This window comes from Stappia sp. (assembly GCF_048261845.1).
Taxonomy (GTDB): Bacteria; Pseudomonadota; Alphaproteobacteria; order Rhizobiales; family Stappiaceae; genus Stappia.
In genome coordinates this window covers 31,518-53,935 of record NZ_JBLXFR010000006.1, presented here as the reverse complement: position 1 = coordinate 53,935, position 22,418 = coordinate 31,518, and the positions used below count along the sequence as shown (strand labels likewise).

Sequence of the window (22,418 nt, the reverse complement as noted above, 5' to 3'; positions counted from 1 at the left end):
CTGAACCAGCAAAGGAGTGACCCCATGCCTCGTTTCAAGGACTACCGCCCCGCCGGCGTGATTCCGGCAACGCTGCTCGCGCTCAACGAAGATCTGAGCATCGATGCGAAGGAGACGCGCAAGCATCTTCGCGATTGCGCACTGGTCGACGGCGTTTCCGCCGTGACGGTCAACGGTCACGCCTCCGAGGTTCACGCCTGCACGTTCGACGAGCAGCGCATGATCCTCGCCGATTCCCTCGCGGAGGTCGGCGATAAGGTGCCGCTCATCAACGGCGTCTATGCCGACGGCTCGCTCGAAGCGGCGAAGATCGCCCGCATGGCCGCCGAGGAAGGTGCGTCCTGCCTTCTGGTCTTTCCGCCGAACAGCATGGCAATGGGCGGGCATCTTCGTCCCGAGATGGCGATCGAGCACTACAAGCGCATCGCGGACGCGACGGACCTGCCGCTCATTGCGTTCCAGTACCCGATGGCCAGCGGACTTGGCTTTACGTTCGAGACGCTCCTGCAGCTCTTCGAGGACGTCCCGACCATTGCCGCGATCAAGGACTGGTCCAACGATCCGATGCTGCATGAGCGGCATGTGCGTACCTTCCAGAACCTCGCGCGCCCGGTGAATGTGCTGTCGACCCATTCCGCCTGGCTGATGTCCTCGCTCACACTGGGATGCAACGGCCTTCTCTCGGGGTCCGGCAGCGTCATCGCCGATCTTCAGGTCGCGCTGTTCCGTGCCATACAGGCGGGCGACCTGAAGCAGGCGCAGGCGGTCAACGACCGGATCGTCCCCCTCTCGCAGGCGTTCTACGCGCCGCCCTTCCTCGACATGCACAACCGCATGAAGGAGGCGCTCGTCCTGCTCGGCCGGCTGGAGAAATCCTTCGTGCGTCCGCCGCTGATGAAGCTGTCGGAAGCCGAGATCGGCCGGATCGGCGAGGCGCTGAAACAGGCGGGCGTCACCCGCGATGGCGCCCTGCCCCTCGCGGCCTGACCCCAAGGACCCGGTCCGATGCCGAATGACGACCAACGGCCCGGCGAATTGTTCCGTCCGGGCCGGATCGGCCCGCTATCGCTGAAGAACCGCGTGGTCATGGCCCCCATGACCACGCGGCTGGCGGATCGGGACGGGTTCGCCACCGATGCGGGCCTCGCCTATTACCGCGCCCGCGCCGCCGGCGGCGTCGGGCTGCTGACGGTCGAGATGGCGGCGCCCGAACGGGCCGGCAAGCACCGCCATTTCGAGCTCGGTGCCGCGGACGACACCTTCCTCCCCGGTCTTTCAAGGATCGTCGAGGCGATCCATGCCGAGGGCGCGAAAGCATCGATCCAGCTCGGTCATGGCGGCGGCCACACGCGCGTCGACATCTGCGGAACGACACCGATCGCCCCCTCGGCGATCCCTCACAGCGTCCAGGAGGGGGACACCGAGGTCATCGTTCCCGAGGCGATGAGCCGCGCGCGGATCGCGGAGACCGTCGGCGCCTTCGCCGCGGCGGCCGAGCGCATGGCCCGGGCCGGCTTCGATGCGGTCGAGCTTCACGCCGCGCACGGCTATCTTCTCTCCCAGTTCATGTCGCCGATGGAGAACCGGCGGGATGACGAATATGGCGGCCCGCTCGAGAACCGGGCGCGTTTCGCGCTCGAGATCACGCGCGCAGTCCGCGCCGCCGTTCCCGGCCTCGCCGTCATTTTCCGCATGAATGGCGACGATTACTTCGAGGGCGGCATGACCCCTGACGAGGCCGTGACCATCGCCGGCTGGGCTGCCGAAGCAGGCGCCGACGCAATACATGTCACCGGCGGGCATTACCGCTCCCGGCCGAACGCCGCGATCATGATCCCGCCGATGGCGACCGTGCCGACGCCGTTTCTCGGCTTCGCGCGGATGGTGAAGGCCGCCGTCGACGTCCCGGTGATCGCCGTCGGTCGTTTCGGCGACCCGGCGGCGGCGGAGCGCGCGCTCCAGGCGCAGGAAGCCGACTTCATCGCGCTCGGCCGCCCGCTTCTCGCCGACCCGGACTGGCCCCGCACGGCGCGCGACGGGCGCGAGGTCAGACGCTGCCTCGCCTGCAACAGCTGCGTTGACGGCATGCGCGCGGGCGAGCGGCTCCAATGCATCGTGAACCCGCATGCGGGCCGCGAGGCCGACCGGCGCGGGGTTCCCAGCCGCTCCGGGCAACGCATCGCGGTGATCGGCGCCGGGCCGGCGGGGCTGGCCTACGCCGCGGAGATGGCCGGAACGAACGACGTGACCCTCTTCGAGAGATCCGGCGCCGTCGGCGGCGCGTTGCGCCTGGCCGGCCTCGCGCCGCTGTTCCAGGGCGTGGAAGCGACCCGGGAAAGTCTTCTGGCCCATGCCGAGGCGCAGCTGCGCCGCTGCCGCGAGCGGGGCGTCGTGGTCGAGCTTGGCGCGGATCCGCTTGCCGACGAGGGCCGCCTCGCGGGGTTCGACCATATCGTCATCGCCACGGGCGCGCGCTACCGCGCCGGGGCTGGCCCCCTCGTCGCCGCGCTGCTAAGAACCGGGTGCGCCCGAATCGGCCCCGTCGCCGCGCTCGGCCGTCGCCCGGCGTTTCGGGACTGGTTCTACCATCGTGCCCGCGAGGCGACCGGCCCCCGGATCTCGGCCCGGCTCGAAGGGCGCAGCGTCGAAGTGATCGGCGACGCCCTGCGACCGGGAAAGACGGGCGCGGCCGTCGCCAGTGCGTTCGAGGCGGCCTACGGCCCCCTCGCGCGGGCGGAGGAGCGGCCATGAAGATCGAAACCAAGCCCCTGGAGAAGGACCTCCCCAGCCTGCGGGACGATATCAAGCGTGTCACCGTCACGCTGCTCCTGCGCAACGGCTACCAGGGGCTGAGGTTTCGCGACATTTCGGAGACGCTCGACACCACGCGCGCCAACATCCATCATCATTTCGGCAACAAGCAGAATTTGTGCGAGGAAGTCATCGTCGAGTATGTCGGGCAGACGCTCGACAGCTGGGAGCGCAACTGGGCCGGCCCGGCGACGCTCGCGGAGAAGATCGAGGGAATGAAAGAGGCGAACCGCGCCCGCTACCTCACCCACAACCCCACCGGCCGGACCGCCAATCCCTGGTCCCTGATCGGCCGGATGCGGCTGGAGCGCGACATCATCGGCCCGCAAGCCCGTCAGGCACTGGTCGATTTCGGCGTTGCGCTTGACAGGATGGTGCTTGCCGGTGTCTCGACCGCGATCGAGCGGGGCGAACTCGCCAAGGACACCCCCCGCGAGGCGGTCGCGCTGCAGCTCGTTGCCGTCGCCGACAGCGCCGGGTTCATCACCCTGGACGGCGGCGATTTCAGCCGCCTGGAGGAGCTTTATCGCTCGATCAGCCTGATCGTCCATCAGGCCTATGGCGTCAAGGGCCGCTGACCGGCGTCACGGGCGGAATTTCCCGATACTGCTCGCGGACCTGCCGCATCGGGTTGATCCGCTGCCCGGCTCCGGCCTCTGGTCCATCGTCACGTGACTTGCCGGCGAGCACGGCAGTCTGCGGGCTGCCCGGCTGACAGCCGCAGGCGATCCGGCCCGGCCGCTCCTTGCCTCGCCTTCCGTCCACCGCTTCGGTTTCCTTCCAGGGAAGAATTGGCAAGGCCGGCTTCCCGATCCCGGTGCGCGCCCCCCGCTTGCTCTTGGAGGTTCATCCGAGTGCAATTCGCGGCTTGTGGCAGTGTCCGGATTCCAGGGAGCAGCTCAGCCGGTCCCGCATCCATCGAAAACCTTCGCAACGACCGAAAACATGCTACAAGAATCTCGGCATCAAGCCGGGATTACTCGGTATCTGAACAATGTCTTCGACACCTTACGCCACACCGACCGATGACCAGATTTCCTGGCGCGAGGCAGATCGCACGTATCCGCTGCCGCCGCATCTCGTCGCCTTCCTGCAAGGTGGCGTAACCGCAACCCTGGGCGCGCGGAGCGCGACCGGCCGGCCGGTCATCGGTTCCGGCGTCGCGTGCCGCGTGCGGAACATGAGCGAGGTGCGCGTCCTTCTCTCGCCGGCCGCCAACGCTGCTCTTGTCGATGCCGTGACGAAGGGCAGCGCGGTGGCCGCGACCTTCTCCCGTGCACGCGATCACCGGTCGATCCAGCTCAAGGCCTCCCATGCCAGAATCCGCGACGCACTGCCCGACGACGTGAGCGAGGTCGCGCGGCAGACGGCGCTGCTCGCCGACGAACTCATGGACCTTGGATACACGCGCATCCAGGCCGACGCCTATGCGTTCCGCCATACGGTCGATCTGGTTTCGCTCGAGTTCCACCCCGAGCGCGTGTTCACCCAGACGCCCGGTCCGGGCGCGGGTGCGGAGCTGCCCAGATGACCGCCCTTGACCTTCGTGCCCTGCGCGGTGCGATGGAGGGTGTATGCGCCTCCATGCTCTGCACCTGCGACGAGGACGGCCTGCCCAACACCTCGATGATCAGCCAGGTCCACTGGGTCGACGACGACCATGTCGCGCTTTCCTATCAGTTCTTCAACAAGACGCGCCGGAACCTGCTCACGACGAAACAGGCGAGCGTTCAGCTCTTCGATCCGGGAACACTCGCGCTCTACCGGCTGGACCTCGACTACGTCGAGACGCGGACGTCCGGGCCGTTGTTCGAGACGATGAAGGCGAAACTGGCCGGTATCGCGTCGCATCACGGGCTGGAGAAGGTCTTTCGGCTGCTCGGCTCCGACATATTCCGCGCCACGAATGTCGAGGAGATCCTGCCGCCCTCGCTCACGCCGTCCTGCCGGAGCGTATCGCTGTTGGCGGCGGTCCGTTCCTGCGTCGAGGATCTGGCGCGCTGCCGTGACATCGACGAACTCGCGGACGCCGTCCTTGACGGGGTGACCCGGCACCTTGGCATATCGAACGCGATCCTTCTCGTGGCGGAATGCGACGGGCGTCTCTTCGCACTCGCCTCGCGCGGCTATGCCGTCTCCGGCGTCGGCGCGGAGATCCTTCCTGGCGAGGGCGTCATCGGGGTCGCCGCGCGCGAAGGCGTGCCCATCAGGATTGGTCATTTCAGCTCCGACTACCGCTACGGCGCTGCCCTCCGGGTCGCCGCGCGCAGCGCGGGCCTTCTGGCAGAGGAGCCCGCAGGCGTCCCCTTCCCCGGACTTGGCACACCGCACAGCCAGATCGCCGTGCCCGTCATGGCGGAGGGACGCGTCCTGGGCGTCATCTTTGCCGAATCCGACGAGATCCTGCGCTTCGACCACGAATGCGAGGATGCGCTGGTGTTGGTCGCAAGCCAGCTCGGGTCGATGATGGCGCTCCTCGGCGAGGACGAGACCGACGAGGCGTTGCCCGCCTCCAGCGACGTGGGGGCGCCCGGCAGTTCCGTTTCCGTGCGGTATTACCCGCGCGACGACAGCGTGTTCCTCGACCATGAATACCTGATCAAGGGCGTCGCGGGCGCAATCCTTTGGCGCCTCCTGCGGGAGCATGTCGCGACGGGCCGGACAGACTTCACGACGCGGGAACTGCGCCTCGACCAGTCGCTGAAACTCCCCGATCATGCCGAGAACCTCGACGCGCGCCTCATTCTCCTGCGCCGGCGGCTCGAGGATCGCGATGCTTGCCTGCGGATCGAGAAGACGGGGCGCGGCCGGTTCCGTCTCGTTTGTCAGTGCCGGATCGTCCTCGACAATGCGGGCGAGGACGAGGCGAGCGAGGTCGCATGACCCGTATCCTCGGGTGAGCATTTCCTTAGCATTCATTTAGCCTTCCCTGAGGCGAGACTTAGCAAGCGCCGCGCGACGGCCGGCCGTATAGAGCGCGGCGGGACGAGACTGCCGTGCCGGGCAGCCGCACCACCCGAAAACCAACCGAAACCGATGGCGCAGTTCGCTGCCACCGATCCGGGCCCATTGGGAACGGTCTGTGCCGCCATGCCCGCTCTTGAAAGACGAAAATGAAAACCGACAACCTGTTGAAGCGCCTGCGGGGCGCCACCGTCACCGCCCTCGAGCCGGGCCTCGGTGCCCGGAGCGACGCCCTTGTCTGGAACGGTCGCAAGCCCGCGCGCAAGGCCGTACTCATCGTGCGCGCCACATGCGCCGAAGACGTGGCCGAGGCCGTCCGCTTCGCGGCCGCGAACGGCTTCACCGCCTCGCCGCGCGGCGGCGGGCATCACTTCACCGGGATCGCCACACAGGCCGACATGGTGATCGACCTCGGCGCCCTCGACGCGATGACGCTCGACCTTGAGGCGCGAACCGCCCGCATCGAGCCTGCCGTGACCAACGCCCGGCTCGCGGCGGAACTCGAGAGCCACGGCCTCGCCTTTCCGGTCGGCCATTGCGGCAGCGTGCCGATGTCGGGCTACCTGCTTGGCGGCGGCTTCGGCTGGAATTCGGCCGAGTGGGGCTTCGCCTGCTTCTCGGTGACGGCGGTGGAGGTCGTGCTCGCCGACGGCCGGATGGTAACCGCGACCGCGACCGAACACAGCGACATCTTCTGGGCCGCCCGTGGCGCAGGGCCGGACTTCTTCGGCATCGTCACCGCCTATCACCTGTCGCTGAAGCCGGCGGCAAGCGCCACCGTCACCACCATCCGCGTCTATCCGGCGGAAATGGTGAGCGCCGTCGCCGACTGGGCCGAAAACGTCATGGCGAAGGCTCCGGCCTGCGTGGAATTCACCACGAAGGTCACCCCGACGCCGCAAGGCCCCGTCCTCGCCGCGATCGCCACCGTCTTCGCCGGCACGGACGCCGACGCCTCTGCAATCCATGCGGCACTTGGACAGGGCGCGCCCGAGGCTCTCGAGGTGATCGGCCCCATGCCCACGCCCATCGGCACGCTTTACGAAGTGACCGAGCCCTCGATGCCCCGCGGACGCCGCTATGCCGTGGACACGGTCTGGTCCGACGGCCGCTATGGCGAGGTCCTCGCACGCATCGTGCAGGACATGGCCCTCGCTCCGTCGGAGGCCAGCATGACGCTCGCCGTCCTGCGGTCGAACGCTGTCGCCACGCCCGGGAACACCGCCTTCTCCTGCCACGGCCGGATCTTCGGCGCGCTGTACGCGATCTGGGAAGACGAGGACGGCGATCCGGCGAATATCGGCTGGCTCCGCGCCGCGGTCGACGGCCTCGTTCCACTCTGCACCGGCGCCTATGTCGGCGAGGCCGACCTGGAGCGCCCCGACCGGGCGCTGCCGACATTGAGCCGCGAAGCCGAGGTGCGGCTCGCCGAGCTGAGCGCAACCTACGATCCGAAGGGCCTGTTTCGCCACCACCGGCGGGACGAGAGCGTCGCCGCTGAATGAACCGGCTCCGCGCGCCCGGCCCGGGAGCGCCTGTCGGACCACGACACCCAAGGAGACTGCATGATGATCCGCTACCACACCCTCGGCGCCGCGCTTCTGGCGGGCCTGATCCCGCTGGCCGCTGCCGCGCAGACGGTCGAGTTCGGCCCCCGGACGCCGCTCGGCGCCGGCACCGTCCGCTCGTTCGCCGAAACCGATGCCGCAGGCCTCGCCACGCGCATCGGCGTCGAGATGACCGAGACGGCCGTTACCTCCCTCCGGCACGACATGGTCTTCGTCACCGTGCCCCTGCCGGAGGCGGCCCTGCGCGCAGGCTACGACCATGTCTCGCTCGACTGGATGCCGCACGGCCATGCGCCCGGCGATCTCTTCGGCGTGCCGCATTTCGACGTGCATTTCTACATGACCACGGAGGCCGAACGGCTGGCCATCGATCCGGCCGACCCGCGTTACATGGAAAAGGCCGCGAACCGGCCTTCCATCGATTTCATGCCGCCGAACTTCATGCCCCCGCCGGAGGTCGACCCGGTCCCGGCGATGGGCGAGCACTGGCTCGACGTGACCGATCCGGTCCTCGCGGGCCAGCCCTTCGAAGCGGTGCTGATCTACGGCGCGTGGGACGGCGAGGTGACCTTCGTCGAGCCGATGGTGACGCGCGATCTCCTGCTCTCCCGCCGGGAGTTCGGCGGCGAGCTCGGCCAGCCGAAGCGCGTCGCCAGGGCAGTGTCCCTTCCAGCGGCCTGGAGCGTGTCCTTCAAGGCCGAAACCGGCGTCCATGTGGTGTCGATTGACGAACTCACGGCCCGCGTGCCTGGAGACGAGGCGCGTCCCCCGCGCGCGCACTGACGGAAACCGGCCGGGCGGAAACGGACTGCCCGGCCGGACACCGCCGTCGGCACACGCGATCCCGGGTCCCGAAGATTCGGGCCCGGACATGTCAGCGGCGCACTTGCCTCTCAGGTTTGAAGGATGAAACCGCCCGCGAATCCGGGGCTGTTCAATGCGCCCGCATGCCGTAGCTCCCGGTGCGCTGTTCTGGAACGTTCACGGATGGCAACCGCCTTGCACTTGCACTTGCACTTGCACATGGCGCCATTGCGGGACAGGCTCGAAACGATCAAGCGACACTTTTGGTGAGGGATCCGTATGAGTTCTGCGCTGCCGGAGGGCAAAAAGATCCGCATCCGGTCCTTCTACGGCTTCGGCCCGGAGGAGGATGGCTACGTTGGCTGGACACAGGAAAGCTCCCGCGACGCCTACCTTCGAAAGCTAAACGACGGCGACCTCGTCATGATCTACGGCGCCAGCACCGCAGAGACCGAGAAGTCACTGCGCTCATATGTACTTGGCTTTCTGGAGGTCGAGGCAACTCCAATCCGCGACTACGAAAAATCCTCCAAGGTGGGTTTGGATCGGAAACGAGATGCGGGCTGGGCCGACAAGTGGACCTATGCAATTCCAGTCCGCCGCGCTTGGCGGGCTGAAGAGAAGATGATGATCTCGAGGATCGCTTTCAGTTCCTATCGGTCTGAGGCAGGCCAAGCTCTCGCGGTTCATGGCGCCGATCTCGACCCAGATGAGATCGCGCAAGCGCTGAAAATCAAGGTGCGGGAGGTCAACGTCTACGGCGAGCCACCAGTCAATGATGGCGAGTCCCCAGCAATGGCGTTCGCGGAGGTCTTTAAGCCTTCCCACGCGTTTCCCGGCAGTTTCGGTGAAAGAACTTCGAACTATGAAGATGGGGAAGCATTCCTATACCTTGCTGTCTACGAGGGGGACGGCCACGCTCTCTTGGGCAGGAAGAAATCATTTGGCGACAAATCGGTCGTGCTGAAGGTCGGCGTAACCAACGCATTAAAGCGCCGCTGCGCCGAATTGAACGCGGGTATCCCTCCAGCGGCTACCGGCCGTTGGGCGCTACGGGTGAACTCGCAGCCATTCCCGAACAAGAAATCGGCGGAGGATGTCGAAGCTCAGTTCAAGCAACTTTCTTCGGGCCGTCTTGAAAGTCTGGGCGGGGAATTTTTCTGGGGAACCTCGGAAGAAGCTGAGTCTCTGTGTTGGTCTTTGCCCGGCATGTCACGGTTTTGAAGGTCAGCATGTCTCACGCCTGCAATATTTACTGACACAGCTCTAAACAGATTGACCGGGCCCATGGCTTGGTTCGACTTCAGTTCCATCTCGCGAACGCCACCCGTGTCGAAGTACTCAGCCTCGACGTCGAAAAGGTCTTTCAAATTAAATTACTTGCAATCTATTCACCATAACGGCGCAGTCATCAGGTCCGGAGAATGCTGGCAACGAGAGAACGATTTCGGCCCTGTAGGCGCCAAGGCCAGTGCTCAGCCCTTCCCGCATACCCCTCGAAAACAACGCAAAAGTCCGGCCGCAGCCGGATGAGGAGAACGCTTTCGCGGGGGTAAGTGGCGGAGGGGATGGGTCTGTTATCCAACCTTCTCCACCTCCGTTCGACGGCAGATCTACGGTCGGTATGTTACCCGAGCACCCTCATCAATGATAACGAAACGATCCTGATGCGCCGGGTCATAGGGGTTCGGCAGCAGCGTAAACTTCGGCTCGGGCGTCAGTACGAAATCCACCTTAAGGATGAAGAACTCCTCACGCTGCCGCCTCCGACGCTTTCGGGCGATCTCTCTCGCGTGGCGGATCTCGGAGGTGCCGAGCGTGAAGCCGGTGCCATCCTCTTCGCTAGATTTGACCTCGATGTTGTAGGTGCAACCATCCAGAATGAACGAGATATCGCAGCCTTTCCCCTCATCTACATAGGAAGCGTTATCGGGAAAGGCTTTCGCACTGTAGGCTGAGACCCAATTTGCCGGCGTGATGATCTCGGGGCCGTACTTGATCTGCAACCAACGGAAGGCATGGATCTCGCCCGCTGCCCCGATCAGGTCCTCCATGTCCCGGCGTGTCTTCGGAGGCACTCGGGTGCGCTTGGTCCTGGCTTTCGAATCGCTCGGCTTAGGCTTTTTCGCCTTTTGCGGAAGCGTGAGAGCCTTCAAATCGAAGCCCGCAAATGCACGCACGCTAGCGTCGGAAACATGCGCCGAAATATGCGCGAAGAGTTCGGCTAGACCGCTGTCGGAGTTGTCGATGTCACCGCCACAGACCTGGACGATGCGCTTTTTACGTTCGGCTGCCGCCTGCAGGGCCGACAGCCGATCTTGGGCATCATCCATCTCGGCAGGATTGACTTGCAAAGCAGTCATCAGCGCGTCGAGCGATCCGGCATCCCGAATAGCATCTCGGATCTTCTGTGGCGCAGTCGGGGGCAGGTCCGCGCAGATGAAATCCAGCGCGCGAGCTTCTCCCCAGCGCAGGGTGAAGACGTCGCGATCCTCCTGTCGGGGCGACAGGGTCGGATCGCCGAGCTTCGCCTCGCGCCAGGCAGAGCTTTCGTTCATGCCCGCTGCGGCATGCCATGCTGTTGCGATTAGCATGAGGCGGCTGTGCAGCCCCTCCAGGAGCCTGCGGTTCACGGATGCAACTTCTACGGGATCGGTCAGAGGAACCTCGAACGGAAGGCACGCGATGGCGCGGCCAAGTTCGTCCGAGGCTAGGAGGTCGAGCAAGGTGGTCCCATCAAGCGCGAAACCTGCTTGCGCCAGTTCCGCAGTGATGGCGCTCGCCACTTCCGAGGCCGGAAGCTCCCAGTAGGCCTCGGAGGCGGTCGAGGGGGACGTCATATCATCGAGGCGCTTCATCATCGTGGCGTAGGGCGGCGCTTCCGGCGTCCGAGCGGCAAGCGCAGCAATGATGCGCCTCAGGACGGGCAGCATCCGGTCGCGATGTTGCCGGAATTGCCTTTCGTGCAAGGGGTTGGAAATTGCGACTTCGCCGCGTTGAGCCCCTTCGCGGTTCCAATAAGCAAGCTCGACCTGCGGTCCCAGAAGATCGCGAGCAAGGCTACCAAATTGCAGGACTTCCCTTGATGCAACGGCCGCATTCAATACTTCCTTTGCAAGCTCCTGGGATGGGAATGCCTCATCAAGAACAGAGATCAGTTGGTCGCGCTGTTCGGATGCCTCGACGCGAAGTGCGAGATCGTCCCGTGAAAGAACACGCAGAAGCCTCGCCAGTCGAGAAATCACCGGTCCCAGGTCGCCGCGCCAGAGCTCAAGAACCTCATGGAAGTGATCCGGCGAAAGATCAAGAAGCCTCAGGGTCCGTTCGGGTATCACATCCTCGTCGTTGGGCCAGATTTCATCGAGACCCGTGCGAATCTGCACCCGCAGGTCGGACCGGCCAATCAGTTGCGACAACGCATCAGCGACCGATTGGATGTCTGACTTCCAGTCCGTATCAAGCACGAGCGTTTTCCTACGGGCAAGCCAGGCGGCCATCTGCGGCGTTGGATCAGCGATCGGTTGTTCGGTGATCATCGGCACGACCGAGAGTTGGGGCACGACGGCTACTCTCGCTTCGCGGAACGCAGCGACAAGGTCGTTGAAGCCCCCGGACATCGTCCCTTGGGCGTTCTGCCCGTGAAAGGCGGCAATCGTCAGCACCAACGGAATGACCCCATCGAGATCTCGAAACGACGGCAGCTCGACGGACTCGCTATCCGCGAAGGGTTGATTGCCCGACTGCGCAACCAATTCGAAGCGCTCCGAATTCCTGACCGCGACCCCGTAACGCCCGGAAAAACCTTCGGCAAGGCGTTGTGCGGCCTTGGGTTCTATCGCGATGACCGAGAGGCCGAGTTCGCGAAGGTCAGAAGTGGAGGAGCGACTGCTCGGCAAGTATACCGGGTTGGCCGCTGAGGGTTCCACCAAGGCCAGAAATCCGTCGGGCTGCTGCACCACAATATGTGCAGGGAAAGCAACCGGTGAGGCGGGATCAAATGCGTCCCAAGCCGCGCGCAATTGACCGATCAAAGTGCTCACGTTGCGGAATGTGCGGTTCTCCACGGCTTTGCCGAGACTGTCTAGCAGCCGCACATCGTCTGTTCGCGTCTCTGGGTCGTAATGGGCGACTCCGAGACGTGTGAACAATGACTTGAGGGCGTCGTCCTGCTCGATCCGCACCGCGACTTGGGCGGGCAGCGGGTCGAGATGTTCAAAGGTCCAGGTTCTGCCGTTTGCGGTGTAGCGGCTTGGGACAAACCAGCGCCCAGCGGGCTTGCTCCAGCTTCGTGTGCCCTCGTGATCCCCGTCGGGGATCCAGTCAAACATGGCCAGGGCCAAGAATAGCGGCGAGTCGAGGGTGATGCGCTCGTAGGTCCCCGTGTCTCTCATGAGGTCCACGCTTGACCAACCGCTGCCCCATCGCGGCGCGCTGCCCATTACGACATCAAGAAGGGCCTGTTTCGTATCGCTGTCAAACGAGGCGCGATTTTCTAGCCCCGGTAGCCAGCGGAACGTGTCGATCTTGGATCGACCCGATTTGTATGAGCTACTCCGGCCATTCAGATTCTCGCCGAAAGCTTTCCAAGTCTCAGCGTCAATGGGTGCCGGGGCGGCTTGGTGACTCTGAAAGCGATAATAGCTGACCTGACATGTCAAGGCAGGTTCCTTTCCGCCGATTACCAAGAGCGGCAACCCATCGAAAACACCCGCGCTTTCAAGAACGTGACGTGCGACTCCACCGAACTCGCCCCAGTCAGGGTCATCCGGTGTGCAGAGGAGCCGGGCGCGCGCGGCCTTGGCGCTTTCCGTGCCGGCAAGTCGCAGGTATCGATCCACCGCGACGCCTTGTGTTTCGGGCCAGCCCTTGCCGAAGATGGCTTGGGAAAGGGGATACCATCCTCCACGGCAGGGAACGGGGATCTTTGCCATGGCCTTGGTGACGCTCTCGCCATCGCCGCGCGCCTCGAGCGAAGCCGCAAGGCGGAGCGCGTAGGAAAGGGCATCACGACACAATCCGGCATCGTTGGTCCTACGAGCAACGGGCATTTCGGGAAGGTTTGGGACCAGAATGTCCGCAAGCACGTCTTCGCGTCTGAAGGTATTGACCAGCTTGGAATCCGTCAGATGCTTGTGAAGTTCGGTATTCTGCCTACGGCCATCGCGAACTTCGCTGACGGGTATCTGAGGATCCAAGATTGCGATAAACGATTGCAGCGCTGCAGGAATCTGGTCGATGCCGGGCTCGTCCGGGCTATCATCATCTTGGCCGGTTTGGCGCGGACGAAAATAGATGGCCTGCCCGGCGACACCACCGGAATGCAACCTGCCATCCGTGCACAGAAGCACGTCCTTACCCATGAGGTGGGATAGGTCGTCTGAGAAGATTTCGCAGACATCCTGCCAAAAGTGCCCCCAATCCAGCTCTGCTTCGCCCGCCAGCGCTTTTGCGGCGCCTTCGATCATCGTCGCCTGATCTGCTTCCGCAGGCATGACGCCGATACCAAAATGCTCGGAGAGTCGCTCGATTGACCCGATGCGCGAATCCATTGCCGCACTATAGGCAGGGAATGTCGCATGCTGGCGAAGCAGGCCCGCATCCAGCACCTTGGGATCGCTTGGCAGCGGCAGCAGGGACGTCTCTGCTAGCGAGCGCCATCCGTGATCGCTAAGCATCCACGGGGAGGTCTCGATGCTGACCCCCATATCCGTCGCAGCTTGGCGTATGTGGTTTTGCCAGCGCTCCATTGGCGCGCTTGCAGAGGCATGTGGCGCAAGGATGTCTAGGATACCGGCTGCCTCTGCCGCAGAGCGTCCAGCCAAGTCGTCGGCAATCGCCTCTAGAGCGAGGACGGCGGCCTGATGCAACAGGAAGTCGTTGTAGCTTCCACCCGCCTGTACGCCCTCTGTCTCGGTATCAAAGCTGATTGTCGTGCGGCTCATATCGCCGAAGAACGGCGCGCTAATGTGAAGGGCGGCACCGGTCTCCAACGAGGTCGGAAGGAAGATGCTGAGTTTTCCGGGTGTTGGTTCACGGACATCGCTGACCGCGACGGAAATCTCGGCCTGTTCCAGTTTCGGCCAGTGGCCGGGCAAGCCGCGAATGGATTCTTGGACCGCCTCCGGCATGTCCAATACCGGAAGCGCGCGCCGCCAGACGGAGTAATGATTGCTAGTGTCACCTGAGCTGACCGAGATCTTGCCATATCCCCTTGGCCCGGTCGCTTCCCGAATGGCGTTGCGACAGAACGTTCTGGAGCTATTGGGAGTGGTGATCGTCAGCGCCTTCAGGTTGTCGAGAAACAACATGGAATCGGCTGTGATCTCTGCAAGCTTGCGTTCCACTAGGGTGGCAGCCGCAGGAGAAAGCAGCGGCAAGGCCAGGACGGATGCAAATCCGCGGGCTTCGAGATCGTCGACCACATGGCTGCGCGCTGACTGCGGCCAAGGCAAAAGGTAGGGCGAAAGGTAACCAATCTCTTCGCGCAACCAGTCCGAGGTCGAATTCGCACCTTGCGCTTGGCGGCGTTTTGCGCCGGTGTGCAAGCGCTCGCAAAGGATTGGATCTTCATCGATAACCTCGGCAAACCATTCCTGTTCGACCGAAAGCGGTCGATCCTCAAGGATGGCAAGTGCGGGGTCGTAGATTGACTTGGTAAAATCGGGGTCGAAACCAAAGCAATAGCCATCGAATTCCGGGCTAGCTTCCTGTCGCCGAGACCAGATGCGGGGCTTTTGGCTGATCTCGAGCACGCTGCGAAATCCGATCCCTTTGTTGCCTACAGAGGTTGCCGGATCCTTGTCGCTCTGGCCAAGCCGAGAGACGCTTTCAAAATTACTGTGCGAAAACGGTGCGCCGTCATTGGCAACGTAAAGTGTTCCGAACCCACCATCCATTTCCAGTCGCATCTCGATCCGGCATTGCGAAGCTTTGCGGTCCGCGGCCCGACTGACGGCGTCATAAGCGTTCTGGATCAATTCGATAACAAAACGGCCGTGGTACTGGTGCCTGACCTGCTCGGTCAGGCTATGGATGGACCGGTAATCCGTAACCCCTTCTGAGAGCTGGTAAAGAAAGCTGCGTATCTTGCTGCCAGTCTCCGCGCGGATCACCGCCTCGAGCGTGCTGGGGCGCGTGGACTTACGGCTGTCATTTAATGAAGTTTCATAGAGCATTAAAGATCTCTGCAATCAGGCTTTCTGTGCTTTCAAGGTCGCAAGGAGCGCGGGAGGTATAGCGCCACTGGGTACTGTGGGTGGTGAGCAAGGCGTATTCAAAGCACACAGCGTGTTCACCAATCGCATCTGCTCGACCGTTTCGCATTTCGCTTCGCGCAGACGCGGCGCGCCGAAGACCAGCGCCAGCCCCTTGGCGCGCGACACCGCCACGTTGATGCGGTTGAGCGAAAACAGGAAGTCCATGCCCCGCGGCGTCTCTTCAGCCGATGACGCGGTCATCGAGACCAGGCAGACAGGCGCTTCCTGTCCTTGGAACTTGTCCACGGTGCCGACGCGAATGCCATCGGGTAGCGCGTCGCGCAGGGCATTTACCTGTGCGTTGTAGGGTGCGACCACAATGATGTCGGACTGACGCATTGGACGCGTCGTGCCGTCTTTTTCGGTCCATGCGGCCGTCAGCAGTTCGCGGGCGGCAGCCTTTATGGCCTCGATCTCCTCCGGCGCGATCTGGGCATTGCCCTCATGCGGGACCGAGACCCAGAACGCGCCCGCCGAGGGAAACGCAGTCCCGGCCACGGCCTGACGTGAGGTATCTGGGTGGCTGGTCAGCCGTCCTTCATAGACCTGGTCGGAAATGAAGCGGCAGACATCCGGATGCATCCGCCGCGACACGGGCAGGAATATGCCGCGGTCAGGCGGGACTGTTGCATGATCGCCAAGCATCCAGTCGAGGCAAGAGAGGTTCGAAGGCTCGGGGTGCGCACCCTGGATCACCTGTGGCAACTGGCGCGGGTCGCCGACCAGAACGATATTGCGCGCAGATCGCCCCATGGCAACCATGTTGGCAAGCCCAACCTGACCGGCCTCATCCACGAAGAGCCAGTCGAAAGCCTGAACATTCTCTTCACGGGTAAAGAACCAGGCGGTCGCGCCGACAACCTGCGTGCCGCCGGCGGCCTCGGCGTTGTCGGTGGTGCGACGGACGGGGCAGTCGTCTGGATAGCTGTCATCCTCTCCCGAAGTCTTGTGGACGAGGTCGAGCGTGATCGGCAGGTCGGAATCCTCCAGCGCGGCAAGGCAACCCATGAGCACGTTGCGGATAGCCTCATGGCTGTTCGAGGTGACGCCGACGCGCGCGCCCTGCCGCACCAGCGACAGGATGACTCGCGCGGTCACATAGGTCTTGCCGGTGCCAGGCGGCCCTTGGATCGGCAAGACTGTGCCGTCCATCGCGGCTACAGCAGCGATGGTCCCTGCCACGGGATCCGTCACTTGCTCCAGCGTCCCGGTGACAAGACGCGGTGCGGCCCGGGACAACAGGTCGTCCACTGCCGAGTAAGGGCGGCGCCCGCATTGATCGGCAATCACGTCGCGGAGCGCGGTGGCGATGACATCAGTATTCAGCGGCCAGTCCGGGTGCAGGGTCAGGCGGTCGGTCAGAAGATGCGCCTTCGCCGCCCCGGTCTTGAGGGTGATCTCGCGCGAAGTCCGATCTAGGTCGGTGATGCTGATTGTGGCAGGCGGCCCGTCAAGGACAGGCACCGTCGCATTCTTGCCGCCCCGCAACTTTGTCTCCTGCTCCGGGAAGCGATAGGTGCGCGCCATCGAGCGTTTCACGGGTACAGCCGCGCCCACGGCCTCGAGCCCGGCAAGCGCGTCGAGATCGTCGATCAGATCATCCTCGTCCTTGCCGACGCTGTCGAACACCGCCCATTGCGCGGGCTTCGCCTCCCGCTTGTGAAAGAGGCCGAGGTTGAAAAGCATCGCCTGCCGGTCTTCGGGTAGGCCGGAGGCCGCAAGGGACGAACGCAGCGCCTCCGTGTCTGCATCCTCCTCGGCCTCCTTCATGCCCGCATCCTGCCCGAGCGACGGCCATGGACCGCCGGGGCGAATGCCGACGAGCCAATCCCGCAGCTCCTCGGTCGAAATGCAATCGACGCGGTTGTAATCCTCGATCTCGTCGAGGATCTGCTGCTCGCCCGTCTCGCGCCACCGCTCGTAGGCGACGACCGAGCCGCCCGCCGTCTTCACCTCGCCATCGCGCTTGCGGTCATAGAAGGCCTCCATCGACTTGATGGAGTAATTGGGCTCGGAGCCGATCAGCCCCCCGCGCACGACGGCGAACAGATCGACGAACCGGCGCTCGCGCAGGAGCCGGTCGAGGAACGCCTCGCCCATGCCGTACTTCGTGGTCAGCCGTCGTAGCGCGGTGATCTCGTAGGGCGCATAATGATAGATGCGCGCGTCCGGATAAGCCGTGAGGCGCGCACGGAAGAATTCCAGCAGGTCAGCGAGTGCACGTGCTTCGGCAGCATGGTCATGCGCCCAAAACGCTTGGAACTGGCCATCGAACCAGACGCCATGCAGGTATTCTAGGCCGCCCTCGAAATGCGGATCGCCTTCGATGTCATAGAACAGATCGCCGACCTGTGGCTCGGGTAGCAGATCAAACCCTTTGCCGGGCTCCAGTAAGCGCAGTTCGAATGCGGGCATCCCTGTTTTGCGGGCGTGCTGCAGACGGGCCTGGCTTACAAGGCGCATGCGCGTGTTTTCCGCCATGCCGCGGATCGGATGATCGAGACTGGCGAGAGCTTCCATGGTCTCGATACCCGCAGCTTCCAGCTTCTTCACCTGTCCACGGCTGACGTTGGCGACATTGAACAGGCTGTCCTCGGCCTGCCAGACCTCGGCGCAATGGTCGCCCCAGCGGCAAAGACCACAGTCCGCGCAGGGGATCGCACGGGTTGGCGGCGGATCGGCCACGAACTCTTCGAGCCGCGCCCGCGCCATGCGGGCATAGGCGGCGTAGTCCGACAGCCGAAGGGTCGCGCGGGTGCCGTCCCCCAATTCGACATGGGCGAACTCGGGCGCGGCGCCCTGAATCTCGGTCAGCAGATCGGAATAAAGCACCAACTGCAACACATGCTTCGGGTGTGGCCGCCGCTTCAGCTTAGTGTCGGCCACTTCGTAGCTGAACGAGCCAAGCGCGGAGGGGCGATCGACGCGCTCCAGGAAATCCGACCAGCCGCCCCAGTTACCGGAGAGGAAAGCGCCCTGAAATACCACATCCGGACCCATGGCCAGCGCGGCGCGGGTCGCTTCAGCGTTGTTGCCAAGTCCGCTGCGCTCGATCTCGATGACGGTGCGCCCAATGTCTTTGAGGTGAGCCAGATGGGCTGCCTCGTGGGCGTCGCCCTGTTTCTGCAGCAATGCAGCGTCTTCACTGTCTTCCCGCGGCTCCGGTCCAGTACCGCGCATATGGGCCAGATCCAGGGCCGTCGCGTGGGAACACCCCATGAAGCGCATGAGATCTGAGGCGGAGAGGAAAATACGGCCGTCGAGGTCCCTCATGAATGCTCCAATACTTGCGACACTCAATCCCCGAGGGAATCGCCTCGACAGATCGCAAGTTGATCAATAGCTTATGATGGTGTCAATTTCTGGCATAGAGGTCAAATGTCTTTCGCCAAGGCTCAGGATCTACTCCGTCTCGCCCAGATGGCCGCTTCTCGGCGTGGCGGCGTTAGCCTTGAGGACATCTGCACCGAATTCGGCGTTTCGCACCGCACGGCGCAACGGATGACCGAAGCGCTGGACGACGCCTTCGCCAATGTCACGACTACGGATGCCGAGGATCGCCGGCGGTATTGGCGGCTTGAGGCGCCACCGTCCGAGCGACTGCAGCCGCGACAGGAAACCACCATAGAAGCGCTGGAAATCGCAGCCCGCACCGCCCGCGACCAGGCGCGATTGCGCCATGCGCGCGCGCTGGAGGATCTGCGTGATGGGCTGCTGGCGCGGCTGGCTCCCCGTGACGCGACGAGGTCCGAGGCCGATGCCGAGGCCGTACTGGCTGGGCTCGGCCAAGTCATGCGCCCCGGTCCGACCGTCGCCCTGCGTCCTGACGTGACGGATGCAGTCATTGAGGCGCTGCGAGGACCGTTCCGTCTACGCGTCGTCTACGGATCTGAGGATGCCGCGCCACGGGTGATCGAACCGCACGGCCTGATGCTGGGTCACCGCAGCTATCTTGTGGCGCGGCAGCCCTCGCGCAGCGAAACGATCCTGAACTTCCGCATGGACCGGATTCATGTCGCCGTGGTGCTCGACGAGAGCTTTGCCTTCGCACCGGGGTTCACGCTGGAGGACTATGCCGCCAAGGCCTTCGGTGTCTATCAGGACCCGGCGCAATACGGCGAGGTGATCTGGCGCTTCGCGCCCGAGGCCGCCGCGCGTGCCGCTGAGTTCCGTTTTCATCCAACGCAGGTGCTGGAGCCACAGGATGACGATAGCCTGATTATCCGGTTCACCGCGGCCGGATGGCTCGAGATGGCGTGGCACCTCTATCAATGGGGCGACAAGGTCGAGGTGATCGCGCCTGACGGGCTACGAACCTTGGTCGAGGGATATCGAAGGTCGGATTTCGACGCCTTGCCGTGATGGGATTTTCAGAGGGGATTTGTGAATGAAGGATGTTCTCGACCATGCTGCGTTGAAAACCAAGCAGCGCGCCATTCGCAATGGCTTTCCCGAAACCATGGGCTTGCGTGCGCATCGCGCCATCAGTTGGATTGGACGCGCCGAGACGTGCGGCGACGATGATGACGCCCGCTTCATCTTCCTCTGGATCGCTTTCAATGCCGCCTATGCCGACGAGCGGGAATTCCAGGCATTGGCGCCTGGCGAACGTGCCGCCTTCGTGGACTATTTCGGCAGGCTGGTGGCGCGTGACGAGGGGCGCCGGATCTACAAGGCGCTGTGGCAGCGTTTCTCGGGCCCGGTACGAATGCTGATGGAAAATCGCTATGTCTTCAATCCGTTCTGGCAACACCACAACGGGATCGACGGCTTCGAGGACTGGGAGGAGAAGTTCAAGGCATCGTCACGCAGCTTCGCGCAGGCATTTCAAGCGGGCGACAGCGTACGGGTCCTCAGCTTTGTCTTTGACCGGCTATACGTCCTGCGCAACCAGCTGGTCCACGGCGGAGCAACATGGAACAGTGGGGTCAACAGGTCACAGGTACGCGACGGTGCGGCAATTCTGTCCTTCCTGTTGCCAGTATTCGTAGACCTTATGATGGACCATCCGGCTGAAGATTGGGGACGGCCCTTCTATCCGGTGGTGCCCTAAGCGCGCGGTTGGCGAAGGTGTCTACGACCGCCGCCTCAGTAATCTGTCTCGACATATACGCCCGAGCAATCATATGCGACTGCCGCTGCCGTTGCGCCGTTGTTCATGTAGTTGCGCGGGCCCAGGAGTTGCGTCGCGGCCGGGATGTCGGTGTCGAGCATGGCCTCGACCACCGCCCCGCTGACCTCCTCGACCACCCTGACGCCAATCTCGCTGCTGTTCGGGGCGGCGAGGAGCGTGAGGGTCAGGACGTTGGTCGTGCTCGCGACCGGGAAACTCGCCCCGAGATCGGTGAGCGTCGGCGCGCCGGAGACATCGTTCTGGACCAGCTGCCAGTTCGTGTGGGTGCCGCGCTGGAAGCCGATGCCGATGCAGTTCACCACGGCCGACAACGTCAGGGTCGTGGCCAGCGCCGCGGTCGAACCGTAGAGACCGAAGAATCCCATGCCGGTCGCCTGCAGGGTGACGAGCGAGAGCCGGTTCACGTAGGTGAAGCCGCCCAGCCCATCAGCATTCCCGCGCCAGCAGACCCAGCCGGTCGAGCGTTCCTCGGCCGCCGCATCGGCGGTGGCGGCGTTGGTCACGCGCCAGCGGCGCATTGAGGTCGAGAGGTTGGTGGTGGCGAGCGTCGGTGTGGAAACCGTGCCGACGGCGGTGCGCGGCATGCCGTTGGTGTTGACCGTGGTGCCGGTGGACGGCGCCCAGGTCGCGATGCGGTTCACCCCAAAATGCGGCTGCAGCGGAAAGAACCGCCCCGATGGGCGCTGGACGTCGAGCCATCCGGCCCCGGCACGGTCGCGGGCATAGAGGGCGAGCTTGCCGGTCGGCGGCGGCACGGGCACGGCGCTCACCGCCGGGAGCACCACGGGTTCGGGCATCTCGACTCGGCCGCTCGCGCGGTCGATCCTGAGCGCCTCGTAAAAGGCCGACCCGTCCGGGCTGACCTTGAAGCTGAAATCGTCGCTGCCGAGAAGGCCGATCAGGGCACGTGCCGACCAGTTGGTCTTGAAGGCGAACGAGGCATCGTTGGCGGCCGCGGCCTTGTTGACGGTCGCCTCGATTCCGGCGCCCGCGTTGTTCAGGAGCACCGCGGGCGTGTTGACCGAGAGCCGGTTGTAGCTGTCGGCCGTCGCCCCGCCGAGGCCCAGCAACTGCGCGGTCAGATTTGCCTGGGGCATGCCGACCTGCGTCACGGCATTGGCGAAGGTCACGGTCGGCGTGTTCACGACCGTCGTGCCATTCGCGCCCGAGGTTGCGGGGCCGATGTTGACGACCGTGGTCGACCCCGACACGCCGCCGGTGCCGAGATTCACGGTCTTGGTGAGGCCGGTGGTCGTCGCCCCGGTGCCCATGCCGTAGGTCGCGGTGCCCGTCGCCGTGCCAATGGTCGCGGTTGCCCCCGAGACCGTGACGGTGCCCGACGCGGTCAGCGTGCCCGAGAAGGTCTTGTTGCCGGTGAAGGTCTGGGTGCCTGCGAGGATCGCCAGTTCCGATGAGGTGTTCGGCAGCGTGTAGCTGCGGGTCGTACCGGTGCTGATACCGGAGAGCGAGAAGACCGCCTTCTTCGTGGGATCGGCATCGTTGACGAGGCTGAAGACCGCATCCGAGATGTCGCTGGGCTCGCCCACGACCTCCCAGGCGGCACCGGTCCAGACGAGCAGCACGGCCTCGTCCTCGACCCATGTCCGCCAGCCGGTGCGTGGCGGCAGGCGCAACCAGGCGCCGTCGGTCCAGAGGGCGATGTTCAGATCCCAACCCGCCCAGTCGCCGGTCGCGCCCGAGCCGACGATGTAGCGATCGCCATCGGCGGGACTGACTGGCGGTGCGGTCAGGTCCCGATCAATAACGGAGAGCTGGACGAGCCCGTCGAGGATCCGCAGCGCCTCGTTGTGGGTGACGTGCTTCTGCGCCTGCGCCGCCAGAATATAGGGCAGCAGGAGGTGGGTCGTGGCGTCGGACATG

At 64.2% G+C, this 22,418-nt stretch carries 13 protein-coding genes; 10 read left to right on the top strand and 3 right to left on the bottom strand.

Annotated elements, in window-relative coordinates; translation table 11 throughout:
* Positions 1-24: 24 nt before the first annotated feature.
* The 8 genes from ACN0T5_RS04515 (at position 25) to ACN0T5_RS04480 (ending at position 9,371) form a co-directional block, all read left to right on the top strand.
* Entirely contained in the window at positions 25-987 is a 963-nt protein-coding gene (locus ACN0T5_RS04515) for a dihydrodipicolinate synthase family protein (RefSeq protein ID WP_417767426.1), read from the top strand.
* A gap of 18 nt (positions 988-1,005) precedes the next feature.
* Positions 1,006-2,751, top strand: a complete 1,746-nt coding sequence (locus tag ACN0T5_RS04510) for an FAD-dependent oxidoreductase (protein ID WP_417767425.1) — start codon at positions 1,006-1,008, stop codon at positions 2,749-2,751.
* Positions 2,748-3,389, top strand: coding sequence for a TetR/AcrR family transcriptional regulator (locus ACN0T5_RS04505; RefSeq protein ID WP_417767424.1), 642 nt, complete (start codon positions 2,748-2,750; stop codon positions 3,387-3,389). Before ACN0T5_RS04510 ends, ACN0T5_RS04505 begins: the two co-directional genes overlap by 4 nt.
* 416 nt (positions 3,390-3,805) lie before the next feature.
* Positions 3,806-4,342 (top strand): hypothetical protein, encoded by a 537-nt coding sequence (locus ACN0T5_RS04500; RefSeq protein WP_417767423.1) that lies wholly within the window; start codon positions 3,806-3,808, stop codon positions 4,340-4,342.
* Entirely contained in the window at positions 4,339-5,694 is a 1,356-nt protein-coding gene (locus tag ACN0T5_RS04495) for a GAF domain-containing protein (protein WP_417767422.1), read from the top strand. The genes ACN0T5_RS04500 and ACN0T5_RS04495 overlap by 4 nt, the downstream gene beginning before the upstream one ends.
* 230 nt (positions 5,695-5,924) lie before the next feature.
* Positions 5,925-7,280: an FAD-binding oxidoreductase gene (locus ACN0T5_RS04490; RefSeq protein WP_417767421.1), complete on the top strand. Its 1,356-nt coding sequence runs from the start codon at positions 5,925-5,927 to the stop codon at positions 7,278-7,280.
* 60 nt (positions 7,281-7,340) lie between these two features.
* On the top strand, positions 7,341-8,126 hold the full coding sequence (locus ACN0T5_RS04485; RefSeq protein WP_417767420.1) for a DUF5602 domain-containing protein: 786 nt from the start codon (positions 7,341-7,343) through the stop codon (positions 8,124-8,126).
* A gap of 300 nt (positions 8,127-8,426) precedes the next feature.
* Entirely contained in the window at positions 8,427-9,371 is a 945-nt protein-coding gene (locus ACN0T5_RS04480) for a hypothetical protein (RefSeq protein ID WP_417767419.1), read from the top strand.
* 389 nt (positions 9,372-9,760) lie between these two features.
* On the opposite strand, the gene ACN0T5_RS04475 is transcribed toward ACN0T5_RS04480, so the two are convergent.
* Together ACN0T5_RS04475 and ACN0T5_RS04470 are read right to left on the bottom strand one after the other, a co-directional pair.
* Positions 9,761-15,322, bottom strand: coding sequence for a sacsin N-terminal ATP-binding-like domain-containing protein (locus ACN0T5_RS04475; protein ID WP_417767418.1), 5,562 nt, complete (start codon positions 15,320-15,322; stop codon positions 9,761-9,763).
* A gap of 15 nt (positions 15,323-15,337) precedes the next feature.
* Positions 15,338-18,676, bottom strand: coding sequence for a TM0106 family RecB-like putative nuclease (locus ACN0T5_RS04470; RefSeq protein ID WP_417767417.1), 3,339 nt, complete (start codon positions 18,674-18,676; stop codon positions 15,338-15,340).
* 105 nt (positions 18,677-18,781) lie between these two features.
* Here ACN0T5_RS04470 and ACN0T5_RS04465 point away from each other — a divergent pair, with 105 nt between their 5' ends.
* On the top strand, positions 18,782-19,765 hold the full coding sequence (locus ACN0T5_RS04465; protein WP_417767416.1) for a helix-turn-helix transcriptional regulator: 984 nt from the start codon (positions 18,782-18,784) through the stop codon (positions 19,763-19,765).
* A gap of 25 nt (positions 19,766-19,790) precedes the next feature.
* On the top strand, positions 19,791-20,456 hold the full coding sequence (locus tag ACN0T5_RS04460) for a hypothetical protein (RefSeq protein WP_417767415.1): 666 nt from the start codon (positions 19,791-19,793) through the stop codon (positions 20,454-20,456).
* Positions 20,457-20,491: 35 nt separating this feature from the next.
* Here the strand turns inward: ACN0T5_RS04460 and ACN0T5_RS04455 are convergent, their stop codons facing one another.
* Positions 20,492-22,417: a DUF2793 domain-containing protein gene (locus ACN0T5_RS04455; RefSeq protein ID WP_417767414.1), complete on the bottom strand. Its 1,926-nt coding sequence runs from the start codon at positions 22,415-22,417 to the stop codon at positions 20,492-20,494.
* Position 22,418 lies beyond the last annotated feature (1 nt).

Excerpts from the sequence above, each read along its gene's own strand:
- ACN0T5_RS04515 (WP_417767426.1), top strand. The coding sequence starts at position 25 with ATGCCTCGTTTCAAGGACTACCGCCCCGCCGGCGTGATTCCGGCAACG.
- ACN0T5_RS04510 (WP_417767425.1), top strand. The coding sequence starts at position 1,006 with ATGCCGAATGACGACCAACGGCCCGGCGAATTGTTCCGTCCGGGCCGG.
- ACN0T5_RS04505 (WP_417767424.1), top strand. The coding sequence starts at position 2,748 with ATGAAGATCGAAACCAAGCCCCTGGAGAAGGACCTCCCCAGCCTGCGG.
- ACN0T5_RS04500 (WP_417767423.1), top strand. The coding sequence starts at position 3,806 with ATGTCTTCGACACCTTACGCCACACCGACCGATGACCAGATTTCCTGG.
- ACN0T5_RS04495 (WP_417767422.1), top strand. The coding sequence starts at position 4,339 with ATGACCGCCCTTGACCTTCGTGCCCTGCGCGGTGCGATGGAGGGTGTA.
- ACN0T5_RS04490 (WP_417767421.1), top strand. The coding sequence starts at position 5,925 with ATGAAAACCGACAACCTGTTGAAGCGCCTGCGGGGCGCCACCGTCACC.
- ACN0T5_RS04485 (WP_417767420.1), top strand. The coding sequence starts at position 7,341 with ATGATGATCCGCTACCACACCCTCGGCGCCGCGCTTCTGGCGGGCCTG.
- ACN0T5_RS04480 (WP_417767419.1), top strand. The coding sequence starts at position 8,427 with ATGAGTTCTGCGCTGCCGGAGGGCAAAAAGATCCGCATCCGGTCCTTC.
- ACN0T5_RS04475 (WP_417767418.1), bottom strand. The coding sequence starts at position 15,322 with ATGCTCTATGAAACTTCATTAAATGACAGCCGTAAGTCCACGCGCCCC.
- ACN0T5_RS04470 (WP_417767417.1), bottom strand. The coding sequence starts at position 18,676 with ATGAGGGACCTCGACGGCCGTATTTTCCTCTCCGCCTCAGATCTCATG.
- ACN0T5_RS04465 (WP_417767416.1), top strand. The coding sequence starts at position 18,782 with ATGTCTTTCGCCAAGGCTCAGGATCTACTCCGTCTCGCCCAGATGGCC.
- ACN0T5_RS04460 (WP_417767415.1), top strand. The coding sequence starts at position 19,791 with ATGAAGGATGTTCTCGACCATGCTGCGTTGAAAACCAAGCAGCGCGCC.
- ACN0T5_RS04455 (WP_417767414.1), bottom strand. The coding sequence starts at position 22,417 with ATGTCCGACGCCACGACCCACCTCCTGCTGCCCTATATTCTGGCGGCG.